Source organism: Streptomyces phyllanthi (assembly GCF_009377205.1).
Classification (GTDB): domain Bacteria; phylum Actinomycetota; class Actinomycetes; order Streptomycetales; family Streptomycetaceae; genus Streptomyces; species Streptomyces phyllanthi.
Genome location: NZ_VJZE01000161.1, coordinates 1 through 17225, shown reverse-complemented (window position 1 = coordinate 17225; position 17225 = coordinate 1). Strand labels below are relative to the sequence as shown.

Sequence of the window (17225 nt, the reverse complement as noted above, 5' to 3'; positions counted from 1 at the left end):
GCCCGCCGCCCGTCCCGTCCTCCCCGAACAGGGTGAAGGCGGTGCCGACCAGGCCGATATGGCTGAACGCCTGCGGGAAGTTCCCGAGCTGCCGGCCCGCCACGGGGTCGTACTCCTCGGCGAGCAGCCCCACGTCGTTGGTCAGCCCCACGAGCCGCTCGAACAGTTCGCGCGCCTCCTCGGTCCGGCCGGTCAGGTGCAGGGCGTCCGCCAGCCAGAACGAGCAGACCACGAACGCGCCCTCCTGCCCCGGCAGCCCGTCGACGGCGGCCCCGTCGGAGCTGTAGCGGCGCAGCAGCCCGTCGTGGCCCAGCTCGGCGCGGATCGCGTCGACCGTACCGACGACACGTGGATCGTCGGGCGGCAGGAAGCCCAGCTGGGGGATCAGCAGCAGCGAGGCGTCGAGCTCCCGGGAGCCGTACGACTGCGTGAAGGTGTTACGTGCCGGGTCGTAGCCGCGCTCGCACACCTCCCGCCGCACCTCCTCGCGCATCGCGCGCCAGCCGTCCAGGTCGCCGTCCAGCTCCGGGTCGTTCTCCAGGGCGCGTACGGCACGGTCGGCGGCCACCCAGGTCATCACCTTGGAGTGCGTGAAGTGGCGGCGCGGGCCGCGTATCTCCCACAGGCCCTCGTCCGGCCGCCGCCAGGCCGACCGCAGGAAGTCCATCAGGGCCTGCTGCACCCGCCACATCGGCGGCTTGGTGGGCAGACCCGAACTCCGGGCCAGGGACAGCGAGTCGATGACCTCGCCGTACACGTCCAGCTGCAACTGGCGCACGGCGTCGTTGCCGACCCGTACGGGCACCGAGTCCGCGAAGCCGCGCAGCCAGGGCAACTCGTTCTCGGGGAGCCGCCGTTCGCCCGCGAGGCCGTACATGATCTGCAGCTCCGCCGGATCGCCCGCGACCGCGCGCAGCAGCCAGTCGCGCCAGGCCTCGGCCTCCTCCTGGTACCCGGCCGCGAGGAGCGCGCCGAGGGTGAGCGTGGAGTCCCGCAGCCAGCAGTGGCGGTAGTCCCAGTTGCGGACACCGCCGAGCTCCTCGGGGAGCGAGGTGGTGGGGGCCGCGACGATACCGCCGGTCGGGGCGTACGTAAGGGCCTTGAGGGTGATCAGGGAGCGGACGACCGCGTCCCGGTGCGGACCCTCGTAGCGGCAACGGGCCGCCCACGCCCGCCAGTCGGCGAGGCTGTGCTCCAGCGCGTCATGGGGGTCGACGAGGCGGGGGCGGGGTTCGTGCGAGGGGTGCCACGTGAGGACGAACGCGACCTTCTCGCCCCGCTCCATGGTGAACTCCGAGTGCGTGGCGCGGTCCTCGCCCCAGGTGCGCACCTCGGGTTCGCTGCGCAGCCACACCGCGTCCGGGCCCGCGACCGCCACCCGGTGGCCGTCCGCCCTGCGCATCCACGGCACGATCGAGCCGTGGTCGAAGCGGAGCCGGAGCGTGCCACGCATCGTCACACGGCCGTCCAGGCACTCGATGACGCGGACGAGGTCGGGGGCGCGGTCGCGCTGGGGCATCAGGTCGGTGAGCCGTACCGAACCCTCGGGTGTGTCCCACTCGGTGTCGAGGATCAGGGAGTCACGGCGGTACGCGCGCCGGGTGCAGGCGCCCGCGCCCTTCGGGGCGATCCGCCAGTGCCCGTTCTCCTCCTCGCCCAGCAGCGCCGCGAAACAGGACGCCGAGTCGAACCGCGGCAGACACAGCCAGTCCACCGATCCGTACCGGCTCACCAGCGCGGCCGTCTGGTGGTCACCGATGAGCGCGTAGTCCTCGATCCGGGGGTGCACGGCTGCCGAGTGCCCTCCCCGCCCGGTGATCAATCCGGGCGGCGAGCACTCGGAGTCGCCGTCAGCCCGGGCCCGTCCCCGCCACCACGCCTTCGGCGCCCGAGAAGATGACGCCCGGGTCGGACGGGGTCTGGTTCAGGACCCACAGGCCGATCAGGGTCGCGAGGGTGAAGACGACGGCGATCAGGACGGCGAGGACGAGCCGGCGCCGGCGTTCACGGCGCAGCCAGTCGCCGCGGGCGGTGCGGTACGCGTCGGGCGCGGGCCGCACCCCGCCGGCCAGCGCCTCCAGGGCCGCCTGGAGCTCCAGTTCGGTGCGGTTCTCGGCCGTACGGTCCTCGGCGGCGCCCGCGGTGTCCGGAGAGCTGCCCGGAGCGGCGTCCGGCGAGGCGCCCGAAGTGGTGTCCGGGGAAGTGTCGTTCATCGCCGGGCCTCCATCGCCTGGGTCAGGGCGGCGATGCCGCGTGCCGTGTGGGTCTTGACCGAGCCGGAGGAGATGCCCATCGCGGCGGCGATCTCGCTCTCCTTCAGCCCGAGCCAGTGTCGCAGGACGAGCGCCTCGCGCTGCCGGGTGGGCAGTTGCTGCAACGCGTCGATCAGGACCCGCTGGTCGTCGTGGAGCAGCGCGGTGCTCTCCGCGGAGGCGACGAGCTCGTCCGGCGGGTTCTCCACGTGCCTGCGGACGACCTGGAGGTGCCGTATCCGCATGCGGGTCAGATTGCAGACGGTGGAGCGCAGATACGCCTCGGCCGCCTCGATGTCCCGCAGCCGCCGCCACTTCCGGTAGATCTGGTAGTACGCCTCGGCCACCACGTTCTCCGGGTCGTCGGCGCCGAGCAGCACGGCGAGACGCAGCATCGACGAGTAGTGCAGCTCGAACAGCCGGGCGAGGCCCGCCTCCCGCTCCAGCTCGTCGGGGTCGGTCACGGCGGGGGAGAGGGGCTCGGCCCCCGTGGGCGCCAGCGGCTCGGGCGCGCCCACGGACAGCGGCTCCGCGGAGCCCGGCCCCGCCGGTGCCACGGGTGCGGGCGAGGCGTGGGCCACCGGTGCCGCCGGTGCGTGGGCCACGGGTGCCGTGGGGGCGTGGGCCACCGGCGCCGCGGAGGAGCGCGGTACCGGCACTCTGGTCTGCTGTCTGCGTCTCACGGGTTGTTCGCTCCCGTCTCGGGGCGCCGCCTGACGGCCAGGCGCGACGGTAGGTCGGTCTTGTCGGCGCCGCGCGGGACGCCGAGACGTTCGAGGGCCGCGGTGCCCACCACGGCCACGATCAGGTTGAGCGCGAGCGCGGCCAGCCCCGCGTAGACCTCCAGCGGCTGGTCGGCCGGACCGAACGGCACGATGGACGAGAACCCCTCCCGCACCACCATGTACGTCCCGGCCACCATGCCCACGGCCCACCCGGCGAGCAGTGCCCGCGGGTGCAGCCGGCCGGTGAAGAGGCCCACGGCCACGGCCGGGAAGATCTGCAGTATCCACACGCCGCCCAGGAGCTGGAGGTTGATGGCGTCCTGGTCGCGCAGCCCGAACACGAACGCCACCGCACCCACCTTCGCCGTCAGCGACACCGCCTTGGCGATCCGCACCTGCCGTTTGGGCGTGGCCGTCGGATGGACGTACTCGACGTACACGTTGCGTACGAAGCTCGTGGCGGCCGCGATCGACATCACGGCGGCCGGGACCAGCGCGCCCACGGTGATCGCGCCGAACACCAGCCCGGCCAGCGGCGTCGGCATCAGCCGGTCGACCAGCATCGGTACCGCGGCCTCGGCCCCGCCCTCGGGCGCCCGCACCCCCGTGGCGAGCGCCGCGATACCGAGGAACCCGAAGAGCGCGAGCAGCGCCGTCCAGGCGGGCAGCGCCACCGCGACCTTGCGGACGGTGCGCGGGCTGTCGGCGGCGAACCCGGCGGTGAGCACATGCGGGTACATCAGCAGGGCGAGGGCCGAGCCGAGGGCGAGCGTGGCGTAGGCGGGCTGCTGCTCGGGGGAGAGCAGCAGGGCGGACTCGCCGATGGCCGAGCCGGTGCCCGTGTCCGTGCCGCCGAGCCGTCGTGCCGCCCCCTCGAAGACCGCGCCCGGCCCCCCGAGCCGGGCCAGGACCAGCCAGCACACGGCGGTCAGCGAGACGAACACGGCCACCGCCTTGAGCGCCGAGATCACGGCGGGCGCGCGCAGCCCGTGCCGGTACGTGGCCACGGCCAGCCCCGCGAACAGCCCCACCATCACCAGGTCCCCGGCCGCGCCCCGCGGATAGACGCCCCCGGCCGTGAGCACCGCCCTTATGCCAAGCAGCTGCAGCGCCAGATACGGCATCGTCGCGAGGATCCCGGTCAGCGCCACCACGAGCGCCAGCGGCGGCGAACCGTACCGCCCGCGTACGAAGTCGGCCGCCGTGACGTATCCGTGGCGGCGGGCCACCGTCCACAGCCGGGTCAGCAGCACGAAGGCGAGCGGACAGACGATCACCGTGTACGGCACCGCGAAGAACGCGGGCGCTCCGTTGCCGTACGCCAGTCCGGGGACGGCGGTGAAGGTGTACGCGGTGAAGATCGTGCCGCCCAGCAGCAGCCAGGTCCACACCGGGCCGAGGCTCCGGTCGGCGAGCGCCCAGCCCTCCAGGGCCGGCAGCCGGTCGACGGGACGCAGACGGCGCGCGGTGACGGCGAGCAGCGACGCTCCGCCGATCACGGCGAGAAACGTCGCGGTCATGGCGCCATCCGCCATGGGTCACCGTCCTTGGTGTGCCTGGGCCCTCGCGTGTTGGTTGCGCGGGTGGCCGGTTCGGAGGACAGAGGAGCTCGGAAAACCGGCGGGAAATCTTCTGGAAATTCGCTGTCAACCAGTTCCAGCGAGTGCGCAACTCTTGCACAGACCGACAGCAATCGGGAGAGGAGCACAGGTCATGGCACGGACCGGTAAGCACCGGCTACGGCACGTCGCCGTCGCCCTGCTCCTCCTCGCGCCCGCGGCAGGGCTGCTGTGGGTCCCCTGGTACGCCGGTGCGAGCCCGCGGCTGGCCGGGACGCCGTTCTTCTACTGGTACCAGCTGGCCTGGGTGCCGGGGTGCGGCCTCTGCCTGCTCGCCGCGTACGTGCTGACCAGGCACGACCGCCGTCACGATCCCTGATCAGAGCCATTCCGTACGTCCCTCGCGTCCCTTGTGTCCGTTGGATCTGTACGTCCTGTACGTCCGTACGTCAGTACCGCCGTATCGCCCGACACCACCGCTCAGGTGAGGAGCCGCCATGTCCACATCAGCCGTACCCGAGTCCGCCCTCCCGGCACCCGGGGGCCCACCGCCCCGGCGGTCCCGGACGACCCCGAAATCGATCCTCGTGTGGACCGCCGTCGCCCTGGTGGGCGCGACCGGATGGGCCGTGCTCGCCCTGTCCCGCGACGAGGAGATCTCGGCCGTCTGGCTGCTGATGGCCGCCCTCGGCTCGTACGCCATCGGCTACCGCTTCTACTCACGGTTCATCGCCCGCCGCGTCCTCGAGGTCGACGACACCCGCGCCACCCCGGCCGAACGGCTGGAGGACGGCGTCGACTACCACCCCACCGACAAGCGGGTGCTGTTCGGCCACCACTTCGCGGCCATCGCGGGCGCCGGCCCGCTGGTGGGCCCGGTCCTGGCCGCCCAGATGGGCTATCTGCCGGGCACGATCTGGATCATCGCGGGCGTGATCTTCGGCGGTGCGGTCCAGGACATGATCGTCCTCTTCTTCTCCATGCGCCGGGACGGCAAGAGCCTCGGCCAGATGGCCCGGGACGAGATCGGCAGGGTGGGCGGTGCCGCCGCGCTGATCGGTGTCTTCGCCATCATGATCATCCTCCTCGCGGTCCTCGCGATGGTCGTCGTCAACGCGCTGGCGGAGTCCGCCTGGGGCACCTTCTCGGTCACCATGACGATCCCCATCGCCCTCTTCATGGGCTTCTACCTGCGCTATCTGCGGCCGGGCCGGGTCGTGGAGACCAGCCTCATCGGCGTGGCGCTGCTGCTGCTCGCGATCCTCGGCGGCGGCTGGATCCAGGACTCCTCGCTCGCCGAGCACTTCGTCTGGAGCCCCGAGACCCTGGTCTTCTGCCTGGTCGGCTACGGCTTCGTCGCCTCCGTGCTCCCCGTGTGGATGCTGCTGGCGCCCCGTGACTATCTGTCGACCTTCATGAAGGTCGGCACCATCGCCCTGATGGCCGTCGGTGTCGCGGTCGCCGCCCCGACCCTCAAGGCCGAGTCCGTGACCGAGTTCGCCTCCACGGGCGCCGGACCGGTCTTCGCCGGATCCCTCTTCCCCTTCCTGTTCATCACGATCGCGTGCGGTGCCCTGTCCGGCTTCCACGCGCTGGTCTCCTCGGGAACCACCCCGAAGCTGATCCAGAAGGAGTCCCAGGTCCGGATGATCGGCTACGGCTCCATGCTCACGGAGTCCTTCGTCGCCGTCATGGCGCTGATCGCCGCCTGCGTCCTCGAACCGGGCCTGTTCTACGCCATGAACTCCCCGGCCGCGCTCCTCGGCCCGACCGTGGAGACCGCGTCGGAGGCCGTGAAGGGCCTCGGCTTCAGCATCACCCCCGACCAGCTGACCGCGGCGGCCAAGGCCGTCGAGGAGCAGACGCTGGTCGGCCGCTCCGGCGGCGCCCCCACCCTGGCCGTCGGTATGTCGGAGATCTTCGCCGGGGTGTTCGGCGGCGCCGGGATGAAGGCCTTCTGGTACCACTTCGCCATCATGTTCGAGGCCCTGTTCATCCTCACCACGGTGGACGCGGGCACCCGCGTGGGCCGCTTCATGCTCCAGGACATGCTCGGCAACGTCTGGAAGCCGATCGGCCGGGTCACCTGGAAGCCGGGCATCTGGATCACCAGCGCGCTGGTCGTGGGCGCCTGGGGCTACTTCCTCTACGCCGGTGTCACCGACCCGCTGGGCGGCATCAAGCAGCTGTTCCCGCTGTTCGGCATCGCCAACCAGCTGCTGGCCGCCGTCGCCCTGGCCGTCACCACGACCATGCTCATCAAGGCCGGCAAGCTGCGCTGGGCGTGGGTCAGCGGTATCCCGCTGGTCTGGGACGTGGCCGTCACCTTCACCGCCGGCTGGCAGAAGATCTTCTCGGAGAACCCGAAGATCGGCTTCTTCGCCCAGCGTGACCTCTACGCCGACGCCATCGACGCGGGCAAGCTGCTGCCGGGCGCCACGAACACGGACGACATGCACACCATCGTCCTCAACAACACCGTGGACGGCGTGATCATGGCGATCTTCCTGCTGCTGGTCCTCATCGTCCTGGTCAACTGCGCGGTGGTGTGCGTACGGGCCCTGAGGTCCTCCGAGCCGCTGCCGACGACCGAGGCGCCGTACGTCGAGTCCCGTATCGACGTGCCGGAGCAGCGCGACAGCGAGTCGCTGGTGGGGGCCAGGTCATGAGGGCCGTACGGAAGGCGCTCGGCACCGTGCTCTGGTACGCGCGGGAACTGACCGGTGAGGCGGAGTACGACCGCTACTGCGCACGGCACCGCCGCCACCACCCGCACGCCCCCGTGCCGACCCGCCGGGAGTACCAGCGGATGCGCACCCTGCAGCGTGAGTGCGAGTCGCCCGGCCGCTGCTGCTGATCCGCACTGTCGCCGAACCGCACTGTCGCTGATCCGCACTGTCGCCGAACCGCACTGTCGCTGATCCGGACTGTCGCCGATCCGCGCCGCTGCTGATCTCCGCACGGCGCCCTGACCGCGCGGCGGGCGTGTCCTCCCAGCCCTGACGGCACGCCCGCCCCGCATCCCCGTCCTGTCCACGCACCCTCCGTCCTCTTCGCGTCACCGCACCACGACCTCGTCCGCCCACTCCGCCGAGAACCGAGATGCTCAGACGCCGATCCTCCCTGCTGATCCGACCCGAACTCGACGACGAACCCCTGCACACGACCCTGGCCGAACTGCGTCCGAGCGGGCAGCTCCACGGTCTCGGCGCGGGCAGCACCCGCCCGGTCTGGGAGCCCGCGGCCCAGCTGCTGCGTGCCACGGGGAGGGACTGGGACCGCCGGGCGCACCGGGTCTCGGTCCTGGCGCGGAGCCTGCCCGCCGTGGTCTCGCAGCGGTGGGCGGCAGACCGGCCGGGCGACGGGGACGCCCTGGTCCTGCGGGCCTTCGTGGAGGCGACCAGGGCTCCGGCCGAGGGGTACACCGCCGTCCGCCGGGCCGAACAGACGTGCCTGAGCGCCGCCGGGGCCTGCCCCGAGGATCCGCTGCCCTGGCTGGCGCTGCTGTCCCTGATGTACTCCTGCGCCGTACCGGTCAAGGACGCCGTACCCGTGTGGACCGAGGCCGTCAACCGCGCGCCCTGGCACCGGACGGCCTACCACCGGCTGCTGTCGTACCTGTCCCCGCGCGGACACGGGACAGTCCCCGACATGATGGACTTCGCCTGGCAGGCCGCCGCCCGGGCCCCGCAGGGCTCGCCGGTCGCCCTGCTTCCCGTGGCGGCGCGCGTCGAGCTGACGGCTCACCGCCAGGGGAGTACGCCGCTCCCCGCTCTCGGCACGAGCGGCGAATGGAACGAGCCCCGGGCGGCCGAGGAGATCGGCGTGGCCCTGGAGGGCTGGTTCCGCACCACCGCCGTGGCCCATGCCGAAGCCGTCACCGATCTCAACGTCCTCGCCTTCGGGCTGACCCGTGCGCACCTCCCGGACGAGGCGGCCCCCGTCTTCCAGCGCATCGGCCGCCATATGACACACCACCCGTGGGACCTGTTGCCCGAGCCGGAACGCACGTTCCTCTACTGGCGGGACAGGCCGGCGGGCCGTCGCGGCACCTGAGGGTTCCGCCCCGTTGTGCCGGGGGCGTCACGCCGGTGCCGGCGCCGCTTCCTTCTCCTCCTCCGCGGCTGCTGCGGCCTCCTCGCGGTCGCGGCGCTCGCGACGGACCAGGACGACCCAGCCCACGGGGACACCGGCGGCGAACAGCCACCACTGGATGGCGTACGCGTAGTTCAGCGCGGCGTTCTCGTCGCCGGGCCTGCCGATCAGCTCCGGAGTGTCGCCCTTCGGCTCGGGCGCCGTCTGCGCGACATAGCCGCCGAGCACCGGGGAGCCGAGCCGACGGGCCTCCTGCTCGCTGTTGATCAGCATGATCTGCCGGTCCGGCAGCCCCTTGAGGTCCTTGATGCCGCTCGCCTCGGTCGTCTCGTCGGGCATGAGCCGCCCGGTGACGGTGATCTCGCCGCGGGGCGGTGCGGGGATCCTGGGGAACGCGGTCTCGCCCAGGCCCCCCGACGGGATCCAGCCCCGGTTGACGAGCAGGACCCTGCCGTCGTCGAGGACGAAGGGGGTGACGACGTGGTAGCCGACCTCGTCGTCGGAGTTGGTGCGGCGGCGGACGACGACCTCGTCGTCGGTGTCGAAGCGGCCCTTCGCCGTCACGCCGCGGTACCGCTCGCCGGTGGTGACGGTGTGCCCGGGGGAGGTCAGCTCCTCCACGGGCACCGGCTTGGCGGTCAGCGCGTCGGAGACCAGCTGGTTCCTGGCGGCGCGCTCCTCGTAGCGGTGCATCTGCCAGATGCCCAGCCTGATCATCGTGGGGATGAGGAGGAGGGCGACCAGCGTGAGGATCACCCACTGCCGGGACAACAGGAAGCGGTACACGTCACGACGGTACCTGGTCCCGAACCGGCCCCCGGTGAGAGGGTCCCATCGAGGGCCGCGCCCCCGTGGGGGCGGGGAAGCTCAGACCTTGTCCACGATCCCCGCTTCTCCTTCCGCGCGGGCGCAGTGGGCGCCGCAGTACCACTTGCCCTCGGCCTCGACGCCCTGGCCGATGATCTGGACACGACAGTGCTCGCAGATCGGGGCCATTCGGTGGATCGCGCAGGCGAAGCAGTCGAAGACGTGCACAGCGCCCTGCGCGTGCACCTCGAACGTCATGCCGTAGTCGTTTCCGCAGACTTCGCAACGTGCCATGCGCCACAGGGTGCGGCGCTCAAGCGGTGCGGGCGAGCGGGCGTGGGGCGAGTCGTCTCGCAATCACCCATACGCCCCGGTCGGCCCTCCATCGCGCCACGTCCCGCGGGTCAGTCCTCCGCCGCGGGCTCCACGTCCCGCAGCAGCTGCCCGAACGCCGCCTCGTCGATCACCGGCGTCCCGTACTGCCGCGCCTTGACCGTCTTGGACGTGCCGGAGTCGGCGTCGTTCGTGACCAGGAGACTGGTCAGCCGGGACAGGCTTGTCGCGACATGCAGTCCGGCCTCGACGGCACGGTCCTCCAGCAGCTCGCGGTCGATCGACGTGTCCCCCGAGAAGGCGACCCGCATGCCCTGTTTGAGTCGTTTGCCCTCTTCGTAGCGGCCCGGGTTGGGGTACGGGCACGAGGGCCGCTTGCGTGACGGGCGCCAACTCCCCGGCTGGTAGCCGCCCGAGGACTGGCGCCCGATGTGCGGGGAGCCCGACCACTCGGTCAGCGGCCGGCACTCCAGGAGCGGCAGCCGCACCCCCTTGCTCGCCGCCGCGTGCAGACTCGGCCGGAACGCCTCGGCCAGCACCCGCGCGTCGTCCAGGGCGTGGTGCGCCCGCTGCTGTACGACGCCGAAGTGGGCGGCCAGCGACTCCAGCTTGTGGTTGGGCAGCGGCAGGCCCAGCTCCTTGGAGAGCTGGATGGTGCACAGCCGCTGCCTCACCGGTGCCTCGCGCTCCGCGCGCGCGTACTCCCGGGCGATCATCGACCAGTCGAAGACCGCGTTGTGCGCGACGAGCACGCGGTCGGCCAGCCGGGTGGCGAACTCCTCGGCGATGTCCTGGAAGAGAGGGGCTCCTTCGAGCGCCTCGCTCGTCAGACCGTGGATCCACACCGGGCCGGGGTCGCGCTCCGGGTTGACCGTCGTGTACCAGTGGTCCTCGACCTCGCCGCGCGCGTCCAGCCGGTAGACGGCGGCGGAGATGATCCGGTCGTCCCGGGCCAGGCCCGTGGTCTCCACGTCGACGACCGCGTACCCCTGCGGATACGCGGCCGGCCAAAGGGCGTCGGGCGCCGCGGTCGTACGGTCTTCGAGCATGGTCACTGAGGATACGGGCCGCGACTGACAGCCCGGCCGCCCCCGTCCCGAACGCGCCACGGCACACAGGGCCCACGCGCGCGTGCGGGCCACCGTCGCCCCCGCCCTCGCGAGTCCGTCCGGAAGCCCGCCGGAGCGCACCACGGTTGACGGCACGCCAGGCCGGAGCGGGCGGACCGCCGACCGGGACCTGTGGGGCGGGCCGGCTCGGCCCAGCGCCGCCACGAGGTCCCCCGCCGTCAGCGGATCCAGTCCGCAGCCGTCCACCGGGCCGGGCAGCAGGCGGTACACGGCGCCGGTCGTGCCCTCCGGGACGGCCCGGCCCTCCACGAGCGCGAGCAACGCGTGCCGCTCGGCGGCCACTTCGGCGGGCGCGTCCACGTCCTCGGAGAGGCGGCGCCCCTGAGGGGGCTCCAGGGCATGGACGCGGGCGGCGAACGCTCTGTCCGTTTCGCCCTCCATGCGGTGGTAGTGCCACAGTTCGTTCGCCAGGCCGGTCGCCCTGGACGGGGTGTGGTGGATCACCGCGATCTCGTCGGCCCGGGCTGACGCGTGCCAGACCGCGAGGTCCCACAGCGTCGTGCGGCCGGTGGTGAAGTACTGGGCGAGGTCCCGTCCGACGCGGCCCAGGTCGGCGCTGTGCCGGTGCACGCTGTGGTAGCCCTCGGACGGCGACAGGTGCAGGTCCGTCCACAGGAACGTGTGCCGCTCCAGGTCGACGAGCATGGGCAGGTGGATGCGGGCACGCTTGCGGAGCCGCCCCCGCGATCACGACCTAGGAGGGGCTCGTCACGGGCCGCCACCTATTTTCCGGCGGCGGCTCCCGCCGGGGCGTTCGCGGTGGTCTCCGGGACGCGCAGCAGGGCCTCCACCAAGGCCCGTACGGACGTCAGGAACAGCCTCTCCTCGTCCACCGGGCGCGTCAGTGCCCGGGCGAGACCCTGGTCGCCGTCCGCGCTCTCGGCGTCCCACAACTCGCCCTCGGCGGGCCGCTGGGCGGGGGCACGCTCGCGGTTGCGCTCGACGAGGACGAAGCCGACGACCTGGAACTGCACGGCGCGCACCGCCTCGGCGGCGCGGGCGCCCCGCAGGCCCGCGGCGTGCATCTCGTGGACGAGCGCGCGCTGTGCGGGCAGGAACATCCGGTCCGTCAGGCCCCGTTCGTGGACCATCGCGACGAGGTGGGGGTGTTCGCGCAGCAGCCGGCGCAGCGCCCGGGCCACGGAGACGACGCGTCGTGCGGGCGTACGGCCGCTGGGACGGATCTCGCCGAGATCGGCGATCGTGCGCTCGACGAGCGCGTCGAGAAGCGACTCGCGGTTGCCGACGTGCCAGTAGATCGAGGTGACGGAGGTGCCGAGACCGGCGGCGAGCCCGCGCATCGTCAGGCCCTGCGGCCCATGCCGCCTCACCAGCCCCGCGGCTGCCTCCAGCACCTCGTCCCGCGTGAGTGACGCTCTCGCCATGCATGCCCTCCGGTCCGGTGCGTGCACGCGTATTTACCCGGCGAGGGCTGTGCTGTAACTGTGTTACAGCGCCACCTGACGGGCCATCAGCGAACAGCAGTGCCCGACCAGTACCTCATCAGTGCCCCATCAGTGCCCATCGGTGAAGGGCGGTACGACATGGCACGCGCACGCGTACGGTACGGCGCGCGGACCGAGGCGGAGATCGCCGCCGCGCGCACCGCGAGTTCGAGGCTCCCCGCCATCTGGTCGACCGGTGTGGTGGCCGTCTGGGAGAGCGACCCGGACGCGGTCGCGGCGGTGCTCCCGCCGCCCCTGAAACCCACCGGGCGCCCCCTGGTACGGGTGACGATCAGCAGGGTCGACCTGCACCGGTACCCGCTGGGCGCGGGCTCGTTCGCGGTCGCCGCCGCGCACGACGGAGTCGAGGGCTGGTACCCGCTCGTCATGCCGATGACCCACGAACGGGCCCTCATCGGCGGCCGCGAGGTCTTCGGCGAGCCGAAGAAGCTGGGCGAGGTGACCGTCGAACGGCACGGCACGGCCGTACGGGCGTCACTGGCCCGGCACGGTGTCGCGTTCGTGGAGGTGCGGGGTGAGGTGAGCGGGGAGGAACCGCCGCCGCCGGAGCCCGTGCGGCGGACCGACTTCTACTTCAAGTTCCTGCCCGCGGTGGACGGTTCGGGCTTCGACGCCGACCCCCTGCTCGTGCACTGCCTGCGCGACGAGACGGTGCGCAGGCTGGAGCGGATCACCGGCGAGGTGGTCCTCCGCGAGTCCCCGTACGACCCGGTCGCCGACCTGCCCGTACGCGAACTCGTCGGCATCACCCTCGGCGAGAAGACCAGCGACCAGCGGGGCAGGGTCGCCGAACGGGTCGACGCGCGGACCCTGCTGCCGTACGTCCACCAGCGCTACGACGACCCGTCGCAGATCGTCGACGGGCCTCCGGAGCCTTCGACGGGTCCCGAGGGGAGCGTCTGAGATGGAGCTGAGAGCGGGACAGGTCGCCGTCGTCACCGGGGCGGCGAGCGGGATAGGGCTCGCGATGGCCCGCCGCTTCGCGGCCGAGGGCCTCAAGGTCGTCCTCGCGGACGTCGAGGAGGGCGCCCTGGAGAAGGCCGCCTCCGGGCTGCGCGAGGACGGAGCCGACGTCCACGCGCGCGTGGTGGACGTCGGAGAACGGGACGAGGTCCTCGCGCTGGCCGAGTCGGCGTACGAGACGTACGGCGCCGTCCACGTGCTGTGCAACAACGCGGGCGTCGGCTCGGGCGCCGAGGGCCGTATGTGGGAGCACGACCCCAACGACTGGGCGTGGGCGTTCGCGGTCAACGTGTGGGGCGTCTTCCACGGTGTCCAGGCCTTCGTCCCGCGCATGATCGCCTCCGGCGAGCCCGGCCACGTGGTCAACACCTCCTCCGGGGACGGCGGTATCGCACCCCTGCCGACCGCCTCCGTGTACGCCGTCACCAAGGCGGCCGTGGTCACGATGACCGAGTCCCTGTACGCGCATCTGAACGCGGAGCACGCGCGCGTGGGGGCGTCCGTGCTCTTCCCCGGACCCCACATGCTCCGCACCGGCCTGTGGGAGTCGCACCGCAACAGGCCCGACCGGTACGCCAAGCGCAGGCCGCGCAGAACGCCGTACCGCAGCCTCGGCCAGTGGGAGGCCGCGATGCGGGAGGCGGGGCGGGAGGTGCGGTTCACGCCCGTCGAGGAGGTCGCCGGGCTGGTGGTGGACGGCATCCGCGCGAACCGCTTCTGGCTGCTGCCCGAGAGCGAGCACAGTGACGCCCAGATCCGCGCGCGGGCCCGGTCGATGCTCGACCGCGCGAACCCGTCGTATCTCGAAAGCTTCGTCCTCGACTGAGGGGGGTCGCTGTGACCGGCCAGGACGCGTACCAGGACCTGTACCAGGACCCGTACCGGGATCCCTATCTGATCATCTCGTCCGACTGCCATGCCGGGCTGCCCACCGAGGAGTACCGGCCCTACCTGGAGGCTCGTTTCCACGGGGACTTCGACGAGTTCCTCGCGGGACGGGACCGGCGCCGCGAGGAGATGACCCGCCTCGGCATCCGCAACGAGGCGTTCGCGGCCAAGTGGTTCCAGGACAACGAGGAGGGCCTGCGCGGCGGATGGGACACCGCGCAGCGGCTGAAGGAGCTGGACGGCGACGGTGTGGCCGCCGAGGTCGTCTTCCCGGACGCCGACGCCGTCGACAGCCGGACGGCGGCGCCCTTCGGTGTGGGCCTCGGACTCTCCGGCGACCAGGACCCCCGGCTGGGCATGGCGGGCGCGCGGGCGCACAACCGCTGGCTCGCCGACTTCGTCTCGGAGAACCCCGAGCGCCACTGCGGGGTCGCCCTGCTGCCGGTCACGGCCGAGGTGCCGGAGGTGGTCGCCGAGATCCACCGCGCCAGGGAGTCAGGGCTCGGCGCGCTGATGATCCCCTCCATGTGGGTCGACAAGGAGCCGTACCACGACCTCCGTTACGACCCGGTGTGGGCGGCGGCCGCCGAGTGCGGGATGCCCGTGGTCACCCACTCCGGGGCGGCGCCGCGCCACGAGTACGGCGACCACCTGGGGATCTACGTCTCGGAGGTCACCTGGTGGCCCGCCAGGCCCCTGTGGTTCCTGCTCTGGTCCGGCGTCTTCGAACGCCACCCGGGGCTGAGGTTCGGGGTGGCGGAGTCGGGCTGCTGGTGGCTGCCGAACCTGCTCTGGTTCATGGACCGCCTGTACCTGGGGGCCCATGGCGGCAAGAAGCTCTCCCCCTTCAAGGAGCTGAAGAGCCCGCCCCACGAGTACCTCGACCGCCAGGTCTTCATCTGCGCGACCAACACCAAGCGCCGCGAACTGGCCCAGCGCTACGAGATCGGCGTCGACAACATCCTCTGGGGCAGCGACTTCCCGCACCCCGAGGGCACCTGGCCGGACACGCGGGCGTGGCTGGCGAGGACCTTCCACGACATCCCGGTGGCGGAGACGCGCCGCATGCTGGGGCTGGCGGCGGCGGAGGTCTTCGGCTTCGACGTGGCGAAACTGGCTCCGCTGGCCCGCCGTATCGGCCCCACCCCGGCCGACCTGGGCCAGTCCGGCGACCAGGAGGCGGTCGAGGCGTCCTGGGCGCGCTCGCGCGAGGTGGGCCGGCACTGGCTGACGGACCACGACTTTCCCGTCCTGGGGGTGACGCCATGAGCGAGCCCGGCGGGAGGAGCGCGTCAGGTGAGGACCGCTACACGGTCGTCTCGGCCGACTGCCATGCCGGGGCCGACCTCCTGGACTACAGGCCCTACCTGGCGTCGCGGTATCACGACGAGTTCGACGCGTGGGCGGCCACGTACGTCAATCCGTACGAGGACCTGATGGCCGACACGGCCGACAAGAACTGGAACTCCGAGCGCCGCCTGGCGGAGCTGGAGGAGGACGGCATCGTCGCGGAGGTGGTGTTCCCCAACACCATCCCGCCGTTCTTCCCGTCCGGTTCCCTGATCGCTCCGGCGCCGACGGCGGAGGAGTACGAGCGCCGCTGGGCCGGTCTGAAGGCCCACAACCGCTGGCTGGCGGACTTCTGCGCGGCCGCCCCCGGCCGCCGGGCGGGCGTGTTCCAGATCCTCCTCAACGACGTGGAGGAGGCGGTGAAGGAGATCAGACGGTCGGTCGGCGCCGGGCTGAAGGGAGGCCTGCTGCTCCCCGGCACCCCACCGGGCTCGGGCCTGCCGGAGCTGTACTCGTCGACGTACGATCCGATCTGGGCGGTCTGCGAGGAACTGGACGTCCCCGTGAACCACCACGCAGGCTCGGCGTCCCCGCCCCTGGGCGACGAACCCGCCGCACGCGCCGTGTTCATGGTCGAGACGACCTGGTTCTCGCACCGCGCCCTGTGGCACCTGGTCTTCGGCGGCGCCTTCCGCCGCCACCCGGGCCTGAAACTGGTGCTGACCGAGCAGGGTTCGGGCTGGATCCCCGGCGTGCTCGACATGCTGGACTACTACCACCAGCGGCTGGTCGCGGCGGCGGCACGGACCTCCACGGCGGAGTCGAAGTTCGGCGCCGGACTCGCGGCGTCCATGGGCAGGGGGCCGAGCGAGATCTGGCGCGAGAACTGCTTCGTCGGCGCGAGTTTCATGCGGGCCCACGAGGTGCCCCTGCGGGACCGCATCGGCGTGGACAAGATCATGTGGGGGAGCGACTACCCGCACGACGAGGGCACGTACCCGTACTCCCGTGAGGCCCTGCGGGTCGCGTACGCGGGCGTGCCGCGGGCGGAGGTCGCCGCGATGATCGGCGGCAACGCGGCCCGCGTGTACGGCTTCGACCTGGACTTCCTGGACGCGATAGCGGCGAAGGCGGGGCCGACGGTGAGGGAGCTGGCGGAGCCGCTGGACGAGACACCGCCGGACGCGACGAGCCCGGTGTTCGCGCGGGGAGGGTCGGTCCGGGTCTGGTGACGCCGCCGCCCGGCACCCGCTGTCAGGCGCCCGGTCCGGAGTCGACGACGAGGGCGATGTCAGCGGGTCGTCCCCCACCGCGGCCGCACGAGCTCCGGCGCCGTGGATGCCGCGATCGTTCACGGTGCCGTGCCGTCACCAGCGGATCGGCACCGGCAGTGCCGTCAGCAGCGCCGACACCGCCACGACCACTCCCAGCACGGCCACCTCCGCCCGCGCGGGTGCGCAGGCGCCGAGCGGATCGCGGGCACGGCCCAGCCGGACGCGGGCCGCGAGCGCGAGGACCGCGACGACGGCCACGAGGAGCACCTTGGCGAGCAGGGCGCGCCCGTACGCCGTCGCCGTCAGCTGCTCCACCACCGTGTCGGGCGGCATACGGCGCAGAGTGCTCCACGCCCCGGTGGCGGTGACGGCGGCGAGGAGAACGGCCGCCACGCGCGCGTAGAGCCCCAACAGCGCGGCCCCGGCCCCCGACAACACGGCCC

General features: G+C 72.3%; 17 protein-coding genes. 8 read left to right on the top strand and 9 right to left on the bottom strand.

The features are described 5' to 3' along the window. The 4 genes from FNH04_RS22480 to FNH04_RS22460 form a co-directional block, all read right to left on the bottom strand. Positions 1 to 1789: glycoside hydrolase family 15 protein (locus tag FNH04_RS22480; protein ID WP_322723539.1), on the bottom strand; the 1789-nt coding region annotated here is incomplete at its 3' end. Between the two features lie 61 nt (positions 1790 to 1850). Further along, a complete protein-coding gene (locus FNH04_RS22475; protein WP_228031564.1) occupies positions 1851 to 2213 on the bottom strand; it encodes a hypothetical protein in 363 nt (120 codons plus the stop codon). Next, positions 2210 to 2770 carry a SigE family RNA polymerase sigma factor gene (locus FNH04_RS22470; RefSeq protein WP_386575008.1) on the bottom strand — a complete coding sequence of 187 codons (561 nt, stop codon included), beginning with the start codon at positions 2768 to 2770 and terminating at the stop codon, positions 2210 to 2212. Before FNH04_RS22470 ends, FNH04_RS22475 begins: the two co-directional genes overlap by 4 nt. Before the next feature lie 161 nt (positions 2771 to 2931). Further along, positions 2932 to 4512, bottom strand: a complete 1581-nt coding sequence (locus tag FNH04_RS22460; protein WP_152786999.1) for a sodium:solute symporter family protein — start codon at positions 4510 to 4512, stop codon at positions 2932 to 2934. Between the two features lie 178 nt (positions 4513 to 4690). Here FNH04_RS22460 and FNH04_RS22455 point away from each other — a divergent pair, with 178 nt between their 5' ends. The 4 genes from FNH04_RS22455 (at position 4691) to FNH04_RS22440 (ending at position 8592) form a co-directional block, all read left to right on the top strand. After that, a complete protein-coding gene (locus tag FNH04_RS22455) occupies positions 4691 to 4915 on the top strand; it encodes a DUF3311 domain-containing protein (protein ID WP_152786997.1) in 225 nt (74 codons plus the stop codon). A gap of 118 nt (positions 4916 to 5033) precedes the next feature. Further along, the gene (locus tag FNH04_RS22450; protein WP_152786995.1) at positions 5034 to 7205 is read left to right on the top strand and encodes a carbon starvation CstA family protein; all 2172 of its coding nucleotides are present in this window, start codon (positions 5034 to 5036) and stop codon (positions 7203 to 7205) included. After that, the gene (locus FNH04_RS22445; protein WP_152786993.1) at positions 7202 to 7393 is read left to right on the top strand and encodes a CstA-like transporter-associated (seleno)protein; all 192 of its coding nucleotides are present in this window, start codon (positions 7202 to 7204) and stop codon (positions 7391 to 7393) included. Before FNH04_RS22450 ends, FNH04_RS22445 begins: the two co-directional genes overlap by 4 nt. Positions 7394 to 7638: 245 nt before the next feature. Next, positions 7639 to 8592 carry a hypothetical protein gene (locus tag FNH04_RS22440; RefSeq protein ID WP_152786991.1) on the top strand — a complete coding sequence of 318 codons (954 nt, stop codon included), beginning with the start codon at positions 7639 to 7641 and terminating at the stop codon, positions 8590 to 8592. Positions 8593 to 8619: 27 nt separating this feature from the next. On the opposite strand, the gene FNH04_RS22435 is transcribed toward FNH04_RS22440, so the two are convergent. The 4 genes from FNH04_RS22435 to FNH04_RS22420 form a co-directional block, all read right to left on the bottom strand. Continuing rightward, the gene (locus tag FNH04_RS22435; protein ID WP_322723536.1) at positions 8620 to 9417 is read right to left on the bottom strand and encodes an SURF1 family cytochrome oxidase biogenesis protein; all 798 of its coding nucleotides are present in this window, start codon (positions 9415 to 9417) and stop codon (positions 8620 to 8622) included. Positions 9418 to 9498: 81 nt separating this feature from the next. Further along, positions 9499 to 9732, bottom strand: coding sequence for a hypothetical protein (locus FNH04_RS22430; protein ID WP_152786989.1), 234 nt, complete (start codon positions 9730 to 9732; stop codon positions 9499 to 9501). Positions 9733 to 9842: 110 nt separating this feature from the next. Further along, complete coding sequence (locus tag FNH04_RS22425; protein ID WP_152787007.1) at positions 9843 to 10820, bottom strand: DEDDh family exonuclease; 978 nt, start codon at positions 10818 to 10820, stop codon at positions 9843 to 9845. Positions 10821 to 11623: 803 nt separating this feature from the next. Next, a complete protein-coding gene (locus tag FNH04_RS22420) occupies positions 11624 to 12286 on the bottom strand; it encodes a TetR/AcrR family transcriptional regulator (protein WP_152786987.1) in 663 nt (220 codons plus the stop codon). A 159-nt stretch (positions 12287 to 12445) separates the two neighbouring features. Here FNH04_RS22420 and FNH04_RS22415 point away from each other — a divergent pair, with 159 nt between their 5' ends. From FNH04_RS22415 to FNH04_RS22400, 4 genes are read left to right on the top strand one after another with little or no spacing between them, the layout of a single operon-like run. After that, a complete protein-coding gene (locus tag FNH04_RS22415) occupies positions 12446 to 13270 on the top strand; it encodes an acetoacetate decarboxylase family protein (RefSeq protein WP_152786985.1) in 825 nt (274 codons plus the stop codon). A 1-nt stretch (position 13271) separates the two neighbouring features. Further along, a complete protein-coding gene (locus FNH04_RS22410) occupies positions 13272 to 14156 on the top strand; it encodes an SDR family NAD(P)-dependent oxidoreductase (RefSeq protein WP_152786983.1) in 885 nt (294 codons plus the stop codon). Between the two features lie 11 nt (positions 14157 to 14167). Next, positions 14168 to 15487, top strand: a complete 1320-nt coding sequence (locus tag FNH04_RS22405; RefSeq protein WP_386574991.1) for an amidohydrolase family protein — start codon at positions 14168 to 14170, stop codon at positions 15485 to 15487. Continuing rightward, entirely contained in the window at positions 15484 to 16740 is a 1257-nt protein-coding gene (locus FNH04_RS22400) for an amidohydrolase family protein (RefSeq protein WP_152786981.1), read from the top strand. The genes FNH04_RS22405 and FNH04_RS22400 overlap by 4 nt, the downstream gene beginning before the upstream one ends. Positions 16741 to 16875: 135 nt before the next feature. Here FNH04_RS22400 and FNH04_RS22395 read toward each other — a convergent pair. Beyond that, positions 16876 to 17225, bottom strand: a 350-nt coding sequence (locus tag FNH04_RS22395) for a CopD family protein (protein WP_194236772.1), incomplete at its 5' end; no start/stop codon positions are given.